Origin of the sequence: Modicisalibacter sp. MOD 31.J (assembly GCF_020147985.1) — a bacterium.
GTDB lineage: Bacteria > Pseudomonadota > Gammaproteobacteria > Pseudomonadales > Halomonadaceae > Modicisalibacter > Modicisalibacter coralii.
The window spans coordinates 678887-692440 of the sequence record NZ_JAGXFF010000001.1 but is presented as its reverse complement, the minus strand read 5'-3'; the positions used below and the strand labels follow the sequence as shown (position 1 = coordinate 692440).

Below are 13554 nucleotides of genomic sequence, written 5' to 3'. Positions count from 1 at the left end.
TGCGTCACGCCACGCTATCGTCGCACTATCGAACTCGGTTGCGCTGCGATGAAGGCCCATGTCTCACTCTCTGCCCGCGATTCCCGAGCTGACCGGCACCAGCGGCAACGACTGGTGGACGTTGCAGCATCGCTACGAGGCGTTCCGGTTGCGCTGGGACACGGCCGGCAATCGCGGCTGGGAGGCCCTGCACCGCCTCGATCAGGGCGTCTGGCTGCGACTGATCAACCTCGATGAGTCGGCCGGCAGCGAAACCTTCTCGCTGCCGGGGGGGTATTTCTACGTCAGTTGCAAGCTGCTGGGCGCCAACCGGATCACCCTCGGCGAACGCACCCAGTCCCTGCCGCCCAACCAGCTGGTGTTGAGTTATCACACCGCGCCCCTGACCTGCGTCGATACCTGCCCGAGTCACGAGCGCTACGTGATGGCGATACTGGTGATGACCGAAGCGGCCCTGACCCGCCTGCTGAACGACAGCGCCTCGACCGCCCTTCCGGGCTTCATGGCACGCATGACGCATCAGGCCGACCCCATCGCGCTGTGCTCGGCGCCGCTCGACGCGCGCACCCGGCGCTGCGTCAACGACATGCTGCAGCCGCCCACGCCCCCGCACCTGCTGCGCCCCTATCTGTTCGCCAAGGCGGTCGAGTACCTGTGCCTGGCGATCGGCGCGTTCGACACCGCCCTGCCGCTGACGCCGGGCCTCCGCCAGCGCGACGAGGAGGCGCTGGCACGGTTGTGCGAGCATCTCGAACAGCGTGTCGCCGACCCGCCGCGATTGGCTGAACTGGCCCGCCTGGCGGGGATGAGCGAAAGCAAGCTCAAGGCACTGTTCAAGCGCCGTTACGGGATGCCCATCTCGCAGCACGTCCAGCACCTCAAGTGCCGCCGCGCGGAGGCACTGCTGACCCTCACCGATCTGAGTACCGACCGGATCGCCGCCGAGCTCGGCTACGAGCACACCGGCAACTTCATCACCTTCTTCAAGCGCTCGATGGGCACGACACCCGCCAGCTATCGCCGCCGCCACCGCTGATCTCCCGCCACGCCCCCGGGTCGCCGGACGCATCCGGCGCCTGTCCGATCGCAAAACTCTTCTGGCCGCGCGCAGAACTTTCCCCATGACGCCCTTGCTAACCTCGAGCGAACGCCAATAACAACAGTGAGGTTTCACCATGCGTGATCTGTCCTTCACGGATCGCTGGCCCGGCCGCAAGCTCGAGGTGGACGGCTACGTCGCCACCTTCATGGTCGCGCTCTCCGGCTTCGCCGGACTCACCCTGCTGGCGGTCCTGCCGCTGTGGGTCTCGTCGCTGATCGACAACGGCCACTATTCGCCTTCCAGTGCCGGTCAGGTGGCATCCTTCAACCTGCTGGGCACGGCGGTGGGCATGATCTTCCTGGCCTGGCTGATCCGACGCCGGTCCCGGGTGCGGATCGCCCTGGCCGGCATCGCCATCCTGCTGATCGCCAATCTGGTCTCGTTGTTCGTCGACAGCCTCCACGGGTTGATGATCGTGCAGGGGGTCGGCGGCGCCGGTGCCGGGTTGCTGGCGGGCACGGCCTATGCGTGGTCGGCCAAGCAGCGCTTTCCCGAGCGCGGCTACGCCATGCTGCTGATGATGCAGTTCCTGGGCACCGGCGGGCTGATCTCGCTGCTCGCCGACCCGGTGGCCGCCCACGGCACCGAAGTCATCTACCTGTGCCTGGTGGGCTGTTCGCTGGTCTCCCTGCTCGGGGTGCCGTTCATGGCGCACCAGACGCTGCCGGATGGCGATGCGGGTGACGGCAAGGCTACCTCGATGCTGGCCCTGTTCGCGGACTGGCGGGTATGGAGCGCGCTGCTGGCGATCGGCCTGTTCGAACTCGCCAACGGTGGCGTCTGGGCGTTCATGCAGCCCTTCGGCGAGCATCTCATCAGCGCGGACACCATCCAGTACGTCATTGCCCTGACCGGCGCCGTCGGCGCGCCCGGCGCCCTGGCGGTGATGCTGCTGGGGCCGCGCTTCGGCCACACCAAGCCACTGTGCATCGGCCTGTTCGGCTCGCTGGCCGCCGTCGCGCTGCTGCTGCCGCTGAACTCGGCGACGACCTACATCCTGTCGACCCTGCTCCTGAACTTCCTGTGGGCGTTCACGCTGCCCTACCTGCAGGGGGTGCTGGCGCGCATGGATCCGCACGGCGAGCTGACCACCATCGGCGGCGTGGTGATCATGAGCAGCCTTTCCTTCGGCCCTTCACTGATCGGGTTCGGCATCGCCACGGGCGGGCTGCACCTGGGGCTGGTGGTGGTCATGGTCGCCTTCGCCGGCTGTCTCGCCATCGCCCTGCCGACCACCTGGGCGACGCGCGAGCTGGATCCCAGCCGCCGTAACGTCTAACCCGCCCGCTTATCCACCTTCCGATCGCAGGTATTCCAATGCACGACGAACTCCACTACCTTTCGGCCCGTGACTGCCTGACCCGCTTCGCCGACGGCAGCCTCTCCCCGGTGACCCTGCTGGACGCGCTGATCGAGCGCGCCCGGGAGGTCGAGCCGCTGATCAACGCCTTCACCTTCACCTACTTCGACGAGGCCCGCGAGCAGGCCCGGCAGGCCGAACGCGCCTGGCGCGACGGCACCGCGCGGCCGCTCGAGGGCCTGCCGGTGGCGGTCAAGGACGAACAGATGGTCGCGGGTCAGCGCACCTCCAACGCCTCCCCCGCGCTCGACGGCTTCGTCGCCGACTACACCGACCCGCTGGTGCAGCGGCTGCTCGATGCCGGCGCCATCATCCACGCCCGTACGGCGACGCCGGAGATGTCGATGGCCTTCGTCACCTGGTCGAAGCAATGGGGCGTGACCCGCAATCCGTGGAACCCGGCGATCACCCCCGGCGGCTCCTCGGGGGGCAGTGGCGCCGCGCTGGCCGCCGGCACCACGGTGGTGGCCACCGGCAGCGACATCGGCGGTTCGATCCGCATTCCCTCGGCGATGACCGGCAACGTGGGCTTCAAGCCACCCTGGGGCCGGGTGCCGGAAGTCTCGCCCTGGAACCAGGAGCAGTATGCCCAGGGCGGTGCCCTGGCCCGCAGCGTGGACGATCTGATCCTGATCCAGAACCTGCTCGCCGGCCCCCACCCGCAGGACATGAACGCCCTGCCCGCCTACACCATCCCGCAACGCCAGGCGGGGCTCGCCGGCATGCGCATCGCGCTGTCGCCGGACCTGGGCTATCTCGAGGTGGACGCCGAGATGCGCCGCGCGCTGGCGACCGCGGCCGACGATCTGCGCGCCCTGGGTGCCGAGGTGGAAAGCGTCGATATCGGTTTCACGGCGGCCATCGGCGACATCGCCATGCAGCACTACCGCTACCAGTCGGGCCACCTGCTGCGGCGGCTGTACGCCGACATCCCGCGCGAGGCGATTTCGCCCTACCTGCTGGAACTGCTCGACGAGGGCCACGAACTGGATATGGGCCACGAACTCGACAACTGGCATCAGGCCGACCGCCTGCACGCGACGCTGCACGAACGGGTCTACGGCGCCGGCTTCGAGGCGCTGATCTGCCCCACCCTGGTCACCGCCGACATCCCCGCCGACCACGACCACAGCCGGGACACCCTGACGGTCGATGGGCGAGCCCGGCAGGGCCTGACCCAGTGCACGCTGACCTACCCGTTCAATGTGCTCAATCGTCACCCGGTGCTCAACATGCCGATCGGCATGGCCGCCAACGGCGTGCCCATCGGCATGCAGATCGTGGCGCCGCGTTACGCGGACGCGGTGGCGTTTCGCATCGCCGCCGCGCTGGAAACCCGCTCTCCCACGCCGATCATGGCGGGCCAGCGCCCCGACTTCGCGCACCGACGCTCCTAAGAGCTCATTTCCAAACCCTCTGATGGTGAGCGCCGGTGGCAGGACAAAGCGAGGGTCCTTTGCCATGGATGGCAAAGGTAGCGCCCAGGGAGGGGTTTACAGCGCCCTCGCGACGTCCTGCCGCCGGAGAATCTCACTCCATCTACCGGTCATGAAAGGGTTCTTAACCCTGCCGATTCGATGTTCCCCGCTCCCCGGAGCGGGGCCGAACCCCCGTGTCTTCGACAACAACGCCAACCACCGAGAGACCACCGACATGACGACCATCGATACCCCACTGGCCACCAGGCTGGCCTTCACCGCTGTGCTGACGACGCTGCCCGTGAGCAGTGCCCTGGCCGGCGCGACTTTCGAACGCGGTGCATTGAGCGGCGACGTCACCTTCGACGCGGCCGGCGCCGCCCTGTGGAGCCGCAACGTCAACTTCGGCGACGGCCGGGTCGACCTTCGCCGGCAGGAAAACACCGGCGACGCCGCCGACTGGCAGGAAGCCTACCTCAAGCCCGGGGCGAGCCTGCGCTACGCCCTCGATGGCGACTGGGCGCTGCTGGCCAGCGGATCGCTGATGAGCAGCCGGACCTTCGGTGACGGCGATGCCGGTGGTTTCACCCATGGCGGCGACGGCCGAACCGCCGTGGAAGAAGCCTACGCCGGCGTCGAATGGCGCGACTGGCGCCTGACGCTGGGCCGACAGAACTACCGGGTGGGCAACGGCTTCATCGTCATGGACGGCAATCTGGACCTGTTCGACGACGGCGGTTACTGGATGGGCGCGCGCACCGCCTTTCGCGACAGCGCCGTGCTGCGCTGGAACGCCGAGCCGTTGTCGGCGGCGCTGTTCAGCCTCGAGAGCGACGACGATCAGGGCGACTACCGGCTGCGCGGGATCAATGCCGACTATCGCCTGGGCGCCAGCGGCGCCACCCTGGGCGCCATGGTCATGGCGGTGGAGACCCTGGATCGCCCCGCCGCCAGCCTCGATCGCGACGGCATGCGCGTCTACAACCTGCGCGCGATGGACATCCCCTTCCCCGGCCTGCCATCACTGCGCGTCTCCGGCGAATACGCCCGCCAGCTCGGCGACGGCCATGGCGTCGACTACGATGCCACGGCCTGGTACGCGCAGGCGGATTACCGCTTTGCCGCGGCGCCACTGACCCCGACCCTGGGCTACCGCTACACCCACTTCTCCGGCGACGCCACCCCCGGCGACGGCACCCGCAGCGCCTGGGACGCGCTGAGCAAGGGCTATACCGACTGGGGCACCTGGCTGGTGGGCGATGTGGTCGGCAACTACCTGCTGTTCAACACCAACGAGAACGTCCAGCAATTCTCGGCCACGCTGGCGCTCGACCCGCACTGGACCCTGGGTGCCATTCACTATCAGTTCTGGCTCGACGAGGCCAACTACCAGGGGCGGCCCGTGGCGGACCGGCGCTTCGCCGACGAGACCACGCTCTATCTCGACTGGCTGCCCGACCCGCACTGGTACGCCTCCCTGGCCTACAGCCGGGTCTCGCCGCGCGCCGGGGCGCGGGACGTCTTCGCCGACGACGATCCGTTCAGTGCGCTCGAGTTCTTCGTGGCCTACCACTACTGACGCTCGCCCGGCGACGGCTCGGCGGGGGCACGCTGCATCTGCTGCAGCCCCAGCCCGACGAGGATCAGCACCAGCCCGACCAGGGTCGAGATCAGGATCGGTTCGCCGACCACCAGGTGCAGCAGCAGCAGCGACACCGGCGGCGAGAGAAAGATCAGGTTGGAGACCTTGGCGGTACGCGAGACCTGGTGCACCGCCATCTGCCAGAGCACGAAGGCGAAGCCCATCTCGAACAGCCCCACGTAGACGCCGGCGCCGAGACTGGCCCAGCCGTGCCAGGCAAAGCCCGGCCCCAGCGCGACCACGGCGGTGAGTACCGGCAGCCCGACGCTGAAGTTCTGCCACTGGGCGACCAGCGGCTCGCGGTGGTCGCGGGCGTTGAGCAGCCAGTAGAGCGCCCAGAGCAGCGTCGAGGCCAGTGCCAGCAGTACGCCCAGCGGGTCGGCGAAGGCCACGTCGAGTACCCGCCCCCGGGTGGCGATGGTCCACACCCCGGCGTAGGCGACGAGCCCGGCGAGCACGTCGCGGCGGGTCAGGCGCTGGCCGAGGATCGGCACCGCGAGGAACGCCATGGCGAGCGCCCAGGTGTAGTTGAGCGCCATCGCCTCCTGACCGGGCAGCCGGTCGTAGGCGGCGAACAGCACTAGGTAGTAGGCCACCGGGTTCATCAATCCGGCCCACAGCGCGGTGCGCCAGCCGCCACGCAACGCCGTCATCAACTGACCGCGATGGATCACCAGTGCGCCGATCAAGGCCCAGGAGACCAGCGCGGCGATCCACATCAGCTCGGCCGGCGTCATCCGCGCCAGCGCCAGCTTGAAGGCGGTGGCCACCGTCGACCACAGGCCCACCGCCCCCACGCCGTAGAGCATCGCTCGTTGATCCCGGGTCATGGCCACTCCTCTGTTCCGCCTAGGACTGAATGTCCATTAGGATGAGCCGGACAGACTAACCGGGCCGTTCGCCGCTGACGACCCCTTCGCCCCCGGCCAGAGGAGTGCCCATGGCGACATCGACGCCCCCCGTCCCCGCCAGTGCCAGCGCGCTCGTCACCGCCTACCGGCTCGACGGCCGTGGTGGCGGCGAGCAACTCGACGATGACGCCCTGCGGCGTGCCTGGGACAGCGACAACGCGCCGCTATGGATGCACCTGGACTTTCGCCAGGGCGATGTCACCGATTATCTGGAGGCGGTGGCCGGGCTCGAGGAGGCGGTAGTCGAGGCGCTGCTCGAAGCCGACACCCGGCCGCGCGTGGCCCGCTTCGGGCGCGGCGTGGTGACCACCCTGCGCGGCATCAACTTCAATCCCGGCGCCGCCCCGGACGACCTGATTTCGCTGCGCGTCTGGGTGACCCCCAAGCGGCTGATCACCCTGCGCCGCCGCTCGCTGCACGCGGTCAACGTGGTGCGCGAGCAGATCAACGCCGGCGAAGGCGCCATATCGATCCCCGACCTGCTCGCCTGGCTGGTCGAGACGCTGGTCGACCAGGTGGGCGACGTCACCCATCAGCTCGAGGAGCGCATGGCCGAGCTGGAGGACACCCAGTTGTCCGACGATGACAGCCTCAACGCCGACGACCTGACGCGCATCCGCCGGCCGCTGATCACCCTGCGACGCTTCATGGGTCCGCAGCGCGACTGCCTGGCGCAGCTCGCCCAGGGGCCACTGTGGCTCGACGAGGAAAGCAAGGTCTCGATCCGCGAGAGCGCCAACCAGTTGTCGCGCTACGTCGAGGACTTCAACGCCATGCAGGAGCGGGCGCTGATCATCCAGGAGCAGTTGTGGAGCCAGCACAACGAACAGCTCAACCAGCGCATGTACATGCTCGCCATCATCACCACGGTGTTCCTGCCGTTGAGCTTTCTGACCGGCCTGCTCGGCGTCAACGTCGGCGGCATCCCCGGCGCCAACAGCCCCTACGGCTTCGCGGTGTTCATCCTGCTCACCCTGGTCCTGGGCGTCGGCGTGATGGCGCTGCTCAAGCGCAAGCGGTGGTGGTAAGAGCAGCCGTAAGCCGTAAGCCGTAAGCCGTAAGCCAGATCGCAAACGGCTTGGAGAGAATCGAACCTAGGGTTTTGGCGTTTTCTTACCGCTCAACGCTTACATCTGTCAGCTTCTGGGGCGATCGGTATGTCCTAGATCCCGCTCGGGATCGAGCCGGTCGCGGACCCGGCGCTTGAGTTCCTTGATGTCGGGGAAGCCGCCGTCGCGCTTGCGCTCCCAGAGCGTCGCGTCGTCGTAGAGGACCTCGAAATGCCCGCCGTGGCTGGGCGCCAGAGCGACTTCCTCGAGATCCTCGCCGAAGGTGGACAGCAGTTCCTGGGCATACCAGGCCGCGCGCAGAAGCCAGTGGCATTGCGTGCAATAATGGATGCGGATTCTGGCCATGGTGGCACTCCCGTGTGATCGATGGCCCGATGATAACAAGCGTCGTCCACGACGCGACGAATCCTTTGGACGAGGGAACCGTGACATGGCAGAACCCCCCATCAGCCAGACCCGTCTCTACGAATGGCTGACCGGCGACGAAGACAGCCGGATGTGCAAGGACATTTCCGACACGGCCTGCCGGGAGCAGCCGGGCAACTTCTTTCGCCACCTGCTGGCGTCGCTCGGCAACAAGCTGGCCGACGAACTGGCCAGCGCCAGACTGGTGCTGCCCTGGCTGCTGGGGGCGATCGGCGCCCCGGTGTGGATGGTCGGCCTGCTGGTGCCGATCCGCGAGGCCGGCGCCCTGCTGCCGCAGGTGCTGATCGCCGGGGTCGCCCGGGGCCTGCCCCAGCGCAAATGGATCTGGGTGATCGGCGCCTTGCTCCAGGCCTTCTGCGCGGCCCTGCTCGCCGTGCTGGCACTGCTCGGCCGGGGCGGGCTCGGCGGGGCGCTGGTGCTGGCGGTGCTGGTCGCCCTGTCACTGGCTCGCGGGCTGTCCTCCATCGCCACCAAGGACGTGATGGGCAAGACCATCGCCAAGCAGCGCCGCGGCAACCTGATGGGCTGGAGCGGCAGCGTCGCCGGTGGCGTCACGCTGCTGGCCGGGGCGGTACTGATGCTGTTCGACGACCGACCCAGCCAGACCGCGCTGGCCGTGCTGCTGGCGGTCGCCGCCCTGGGCTGGCTGGTGAACGCCGGCGCGGCGGCGATGATTCGCGAGGAACTCGGCGCCACCGAGGGCGGCAAGAACGCCTGGAAGAGTCTCGGCGAGGGGATCGCCCGTCTGCGCCAGGATCGCGCCTTCCTGCAGTTCAACCTGGCCCGCGCACTGTTGCTGTCGAGCGCCCTGGCGCTGCCCTACATCGCCCTGCTCGGCCAGCGCCAGAGCGGCACCGACCTGGGCGGCCTGGGCGTGCTGATCGTGGTCTCGGGTATCGCCGGGATGCTGGCCAGCCCGGTGTGGGGCAAGCGCGCCGATGCCTCGAGCCGGCAGGTGATGCGCGACGCAGGGCTGGGCGCCGCCGTGTGCTGCCTGGCCGCCGCGGCGATCGCCTGGGCGCCGGGGGCATGGAGCGAGACGGTGTGGCCCTATGCCCTGGCCTACGGGGCGCTGGTGATCGCTCATGACGGAGTCCGCCTGGGCCGCAAGACCTATGTGGTCGATCTCGCCGGCGCCGAGAACCGGGCGCTCTACGTGGCCCTGTCCAACACCCTGACCGGCGTGCTGATGCTGATCGTCGGCGGCCTCTTCGGCGTGCTGGCCCAGTGGCTGGGCAGCGACGGCCTGCTGACGATCCTGGCACTGTGCGCGCTGGCCGCCGGTCTCTGCGCGCATCGTCTGCCCGAGGTCGAAGCCGCCTGAGAGAGCGGCGTCGGCGAGCCTGGCGCGTTGAAATCGCGCGGCGCTATGCCCATGATTGTGAAAAACTCGAATCGGGGCGAGTCGCCCCCGCCAGCAGCCCAAGGACAGCACCACGCATGAAAAGACCCCCGATGATCGACGCCAGACTGCTCGAACGGATCGTCGATGCCTCGGCCGATGGCATCGTGGTCGCCGAGCAGGAGGGCGACGAGAACATCCTGATCTACGTCAACCAGGGGTTCGAGCGGCTCACCGGCTACAGCGCCGATGAGATCCTCTACCGTGACTGTCGCTTCCTGCAGAGCGACGACCGCGACCAGCCGGCGCTGGGGCGCATCCGCGAGGCGCTGGCGGCAAGACGCCCCTGCCGCGAGATCCTGCGCAACTACCGCAAGGACGGTTCGCTGTTCTACAACGAGCTGTCGATCACCCCGATGTTCGACGAGCAGGACCAGTTGACCTACTTCATCGGCGTTCAGAAGGACGTCACCCAGCTCGTCGAGACACTCGACGAACTCGAGGCACTCAAAAGCGGGCGCGACGCCGGCTGACCGACGTTCAGGGGGCCTCGCGGCCCCCTGAATTAAATAGCCCTCCCCTCTTGTACCCAGCGGCGACTGACGCTATATAGCGAGCAGGCATCATCGAGATGTCATTCCGCTAGCCCGGCGGTCATGGGAGGTCATCATGAGCCGTGAATCCTTCATCGAAGAACAGGAATTCCTGGACGCCGTCAACGACGAGCACTTTTCCCGTCCGCGTGCCAGCCGCGGCGATACGCTGCGCGTCCGCCGTCAGGTCGAGGCACTGCTCGAGGAGCGCCGCCTGAAACGCGCCATCGAGGACGACTGGCTCGTCGACGACGAGGAAGAAGAGGAGGAGTAATCCTCCCGGACCGGGGCGGCAACGGATGCCTCCCCGAGCCACCACTGGCCTTTCCGGTTTGCCCCCACTATCATCGGGGACCATCGTTCATCCCCAACTGACCGGATTTCCATGGCGCAATACGTCTTCACCATGAATCGGGTGGGCAAGGTCGTGCCCCCCAAGCGCGAGATCCTCAAGGATATCTCGCTGTCCTTCTTCCCCGGCGCGAAGATCGGCGTGCTCGGCCTGAACGGCGCGGGCAAGTCGACGCTGCTGCGGATCATGGCCGGTGTCGACACCGAGTACACCGGCGAGGCCCGGCCGATGCCGGGACTCAACATCGGCTATCTGCCGCAGGAACCGGAACTCGACGACAGCAAGAGCGTGCGCGAGACCGTCGAGGAAGCGGTCAGCGCCATCAAGGACGCCCAGGAAAAACTGGATGGCGTCTATGCCGCCTACGCCGAGCCCGACGCCGACTTCGACGCCCTGGCCGCCGAGCAGGCACGCCTGGAAAACCTGATCGAGGCCGCCGACGCCCACAACCTGGAGCGCAAGCTCGAGGTCGCCGCCGAAGCGCTGCGCCTGCCGCCCTGGGACGCCAACGTGGGCGTGCTCTCCGGGGGCGAGCGCCGCCGCGTGGCACTCTGCCGGCTGCTGCTGTCCAACCCCGACATGCTGCTGCTCGACGAGCCGACCAACCACCTCGACGCCGAATCGGTGGCCTGGCTGGAGCGCTTCCTGCACGACTACCCCGGCACCGTGGTGGCGATCACCCACGACCGCTACTTCCTCGACAACGTCGCCGGCTGGATCCTCGAGCTCGACCGCGGCCAGGGCATCCCCTTCGAGGGCAACTACTCCAACTGGCTGGAAGCCAAGGAGAAACGCCTCGAGCAGGAAGCCAAGCAGGAAGCCTCCCGCCAGAAGGCGATCAAGCAGGAGCTCGAGTGGGTACGCAGCAATGCCAAGGGCCGCCAGGCCAAGAGCAAGGCGCGCCTCAACCGCTTCGAGGAGATGCAGTCCGGCGATTTCCAGAAGCGCAACGAGACCAACGAGATCTACATTCCGCCCGGCCCGCGGCTCGGCGACAAGGTGATCGAGCTGCATGACGTCACCAAGCGTTACGGCGACAAGCTGCTGTTCGAGAACCTGTCGTTCCAGATCCCCAAGGGGGCGATCGTCGGCATCATCGGCGGCAACGGCGCCGGCAAGTCCTCGCTGTTCCGCATGATCAACGGCAGCGAGCAGCCGGACAGCGGCGAGGTGGTGATCGGTGACACCGTCGATATCGCCTACGTCGAGCAGTTGCGTGACGCCCTCGACAACAAGCAGACCGTCTGGGAGGCGGTGTCCGACGGCCAGGACATCCTCAACATCAACGGCTACGAGGTGTCGTCGCGGGCCTACGTGGGCCGCTTCAACTTCAAGGGCAACGACCAGCAGAAGCGCCTGGCGGACCTTTCCGGCGGCGAGCGCGGTCGCCTGCAGCTGGCCCAGACCCTCAAGCAGGGCGCCAACGTGCTGCTGCTCGACGAACCCTCCAACGATCTCGACATCGAGACCCTGCGCGCCCTCGAGGAGGCCCTGCTGGCCTTCCCCGGCTGCGCCCTGGTGATCTCGCACGATCGCTGGTTCCTCGACCGTATCGCCACCCACATCCTCGCCTACGAGGGTGAATCCGAGGTGGTGTTCTTCGAGGGCAACTACAGCGACTACGAGGCCGATCACAAGAAGCGCGTGGGCAACGACACGCCGCACCGCATGAAGTACAAGCGCATCGACGCCTGAGAGACGCTCGACCCCGAGAAACAGGCCCCGGCGCATCGCGTCGGGGCCTTTTTTGACTGGCCGGGGGGCCCACGAGGCACCACCAGGCCGCCCCTTACCGCAAGGACGTACCGATGCATGCCATGCTCACCGGGCCCTTCAGGCTCTTCATGCGCTTCCGACAGAGCATCGCCTACCTGCCGAGCCAGCTGGCCCTGATCTATCTGGTGCTGGGGGTCATCGCGGTGGGCCCCAGGGTGCCGGAGGCCGCCTTGCCCGAAGCCCTGGAATGGCTCGGCTTCAAGGAGCCGGAGACCGCCCGCGCCCTGCTCTCGACACTCATCGCCGGCATGATCTCGATGATGGTGTTCAGCTTCTCGATGGTCATGACGGTGCTCTCCCAGGCCGGGGGCAACTTTTCCCACAAGCTGGTGTTCGGCCTGATCACCGAACGCCACCATCAGCGCGTACTGGGCCATTATCTCGGCACCATTCTGTTCATCCTGATTCTGCTGATGGTGCCCTTCAAGGGAGAAACGCCGAGCCTGTGGCGCTCCATGGGGACCTATCTGGGTGTGGCCATGGTCATCCACTGCCTGGCGCTGTTCGTGTATTTCATCCACAACGCGTCACAGTCGGTGCAGATCAATGCCATCCTACAGGGCCTGCACCAGGCCACGCGCCATTCCCTCCAGCGCTTGGAGACACTGCAGGAAAGATCGCACTGGCAGTATCGCGAGCGACTGCCGGTCGCCACGCACGGGCACTGGATACAGGCACGCCAGAGCGGCTATATCCAGAACGCCGATCTCGAGGCCCTTGCCAAGCTCGCCGATCGCCATGGCGCGTGCATCCACCTCAACTTCACCTTCGGCGACTACACCGTCGAGGCGTTTCCACTGTTCCGGATCGATATCGCCCAGCCTTCCGAGGCCTTCGACGAAGCGGTGCTCGGCGAGCTGGTCTATGTGCAGGGGGAGTCGGTCAAGGATCTGTATATCAATGGTCTGACACAATTGATGGAGATCGCCATCAAGGCACTGTCGCCCGGCATCAATGACCCCGGGACAGCTCGGCTATGTCTTCATCAATTGACCGAACTGCTCTGCCGGCGCCTGAAACTGGTGCCCTGCAATACCCTGACCAACGCCGAGGGGCGTGCGCTCGTCACCTGGGAGATCGAGTCCTTCGACAGCCTGCTGTACCGGCTGTTCTCGCCGATCCTCCATTACGGTCGCGATGACGTGAGTATCTGCCTCGCCCTGCTCAAGGCCTTGAAAACCTTGTCGCTGTTTGCGGAAGACAAGGAGCATGCGGCCATTCAGGCCCATGCGGACCGCGTCGTCCTGGCTCTCGAAACGGCCGCCAAGGACGCGCTGGACCGTCACTTCATCACGACAAGGCTGCAGGCCGGCGACCATCGACTGGTCTTGCCGGCCTTGTTGTCGGCACCCTCCGAGTGAGGCCAGTCAGCGCCGGCTGCGGATCAGCGACACGATGAACAGGATCAGGAACACGAAGAACAGGACCTTGGCGATGGTGGCGGCGGCGCCGGCGATACCCCCGAAGCCCAGCACGGCGGCGATGATGGCAATGACCAGGAAGATGATCGCGTAGTTGAGCATGCTCGTTCGTCCTTGTAGCGAGTGGATGATCCCTGTGAC

General features: G+C 67.1%; 13 protein-coding genes. 10 read left to right on the top strand and 3 right to left on the bottom strand.

Annotation, left to right across the window (positions count from 1 at the left end; all coding sequences use genetic code 11):
- The first annotated feature begins 58 nt into the window (after positions 1 to 58).
- The 4 genes from KGR00_RS03125 to KGR00_RS03110 all read left to right on the top strand — a co-directional run bounded on the left by KGR00_RS03125 (position 59) and on the right by KGR00_RS03110 (position 5459).
- On the top strand, positions 59 to 1036 hold the full coding sequence (locus KGR00_RS03125) for an AraC family transcriptional regulator (protein ID WP_224417698.1): 978 nt from the start codon (positions 59 to 61) through the stop codon (positions 1034 to 1036).
- 139 nt (positions 1037 to 1175) lie between these two features.
- Entirely contained in the window at positions 1176 to 2381 is a 1206-nt protein-coding gene (locus KGR00_RS03120; RefSeq protein WP_224417699.1) for an MFS transporter, read from the top strand.
- Positions 2382 to 2419: 38 nt separating this feature from the next.
- Positions 2420 to 3859, top strand: coding sequence for an amidase family protein (locus tag KGR00_RS03115; protein WP_224417700.1), 1440 nt, complete (start codon positions 2420 to 2422; stop codon positions 3857 to 3859).
- A gap of 256 nt (positions 3860 to 4115) precedes the next feature.
- On the top strand, positions 4116 to 5459 hold the full coding sequence (locus KGR00_RS03110) for an alginate export family protein (RefSeq protein WP_224417701.1): 1344 nt from the start codon (positions 4116 to 4118) through the stop codon (positions 5457 to 5459).
- On the opposite strand, the gene KGR00_RS03105 is transcribed toward KGR00_RS03110, so the two are convergent.
- On the bottom strand, positions 5453 to 6352 hold the full coding sequence (locus KGR00_RS03105; protein WP_224417702.1) for a DMT family transporter: 900 nt from the start codon (positions 6350 to 6352) through the stop codon (positions 5453 to 5455). The two genes, KGR00_RS03110 and KGR00_RS03105, sit on opposite strands and share 7 nt — an antisense overlap.
- 110 nt (positions 6353 to 6462) lie before the next feature.
- Between KGR00_RS03105 and KGR00_RS03100 the strand changes: the two genes are divergently transcribed.
- Positions 6463 to 7461, top strand: a complete 999-nt coding sequence (locus tag KGR00_RS03100; RefSeq protein WP_129139129.1) for a zinc transporter ZntB — start codon at positions 6463 to 6465, stop codon at positions 7459 to 7461.
- A gap of 108 nt (positions 7462 to 7569) precedes the next feature.
- On the opposite strand, the gene KGR00_RS03095 is transcribed toward KGR00_RS03100, so the two are convergent.
- Positions 7570 to 7848, bottom strand: a complete 279-nt coding sequence (locus KGR00_RS03095; protein WP_224417703.1) for a SelT/SelW/SelH family protein — start codon at positions 7846 to 7848, stop codon at positions 7570 to 7572.
- An 85-nt stretch (positions 7849 to 7933) separates the two neighbouring features.
- Between KGR00_RS03095 and KGR00_RS03090 the strand changes: the two genes are divergently transcribed.
- The 5 genes from KGR00_RS03090 (at position 7934) to KGR00_RS03070 (ending at position 13353) form a co-directional block, all read left to right on the top strand.
- A complete protein-coding gene (locus KGR00_RS03090) occupies positions 7934 to 9253 on the top strand; it encodes an MFS transporter (protein WP_224424114.1) in 1320 nt (439 codons plus the stop codon).
- 116 nt (positions 9254 to 9369) lie between these two features.
- Entirely contained in the window at positions 9370 to 9804 is a 435-nt protein-coding gene (locus tag KGR00_RS03085; protein WP_129139126.1) for a PAS domain-containing protein, read from the top strand.
- Positions 9805 to 9940: 136 nt separating this feature from the next.
- Entirely contained in the window at positions 9941 to 10138 is a 198-nt protein-coding gene (locus KGR00_RS03080) for a hypothetical protein (protein WP_129139125.1), read from the top strand.
- A 111-nt stretch (positions 10139 to 10249) separates the two neighbouring features.
- Positions 10250 to 11911: an energy-dependent translational throttle protein EttA gene (gene ettA, locus KGR00_RS03075; RefSeq protein WP_129139124.1), complete on the top strand. Its 1662-nt coding sequence runs from the start codon at positions 10250 to 10252 to the stop codon at positions 11909 to 11911.
- A 113-nt stretch (positions 11912 to 12024) separates the two neighbouring features.
- A complete protein-coding gene (locus KGR00_RS03070; RefSeq protein ID WP_129139123.1) occupies positions 12025 to 13353 on the top strand; it encodes a DUF2254 domain-containing protein in 1329 nt (442 codons plus the stop codon).
- Between the two features lie 6 nt (positions 13354 to 13359).
- Here the strand turns inward: KGR00_RS03070 and KGR00_RS03065 are convergent, their stop codons facing one another.
- Entirely contained in the window at positions 13360 to 13515 is a 156-nt protein-coding gene (locus KGR00_RS03065) for a DUF1328 domain-containing protein (RefSeq protein ID WP_129139122.1), read from the bottom strand.
- Between the last annotated feature and the right edge of the window lie 39 nt (positions 13516 to 13554).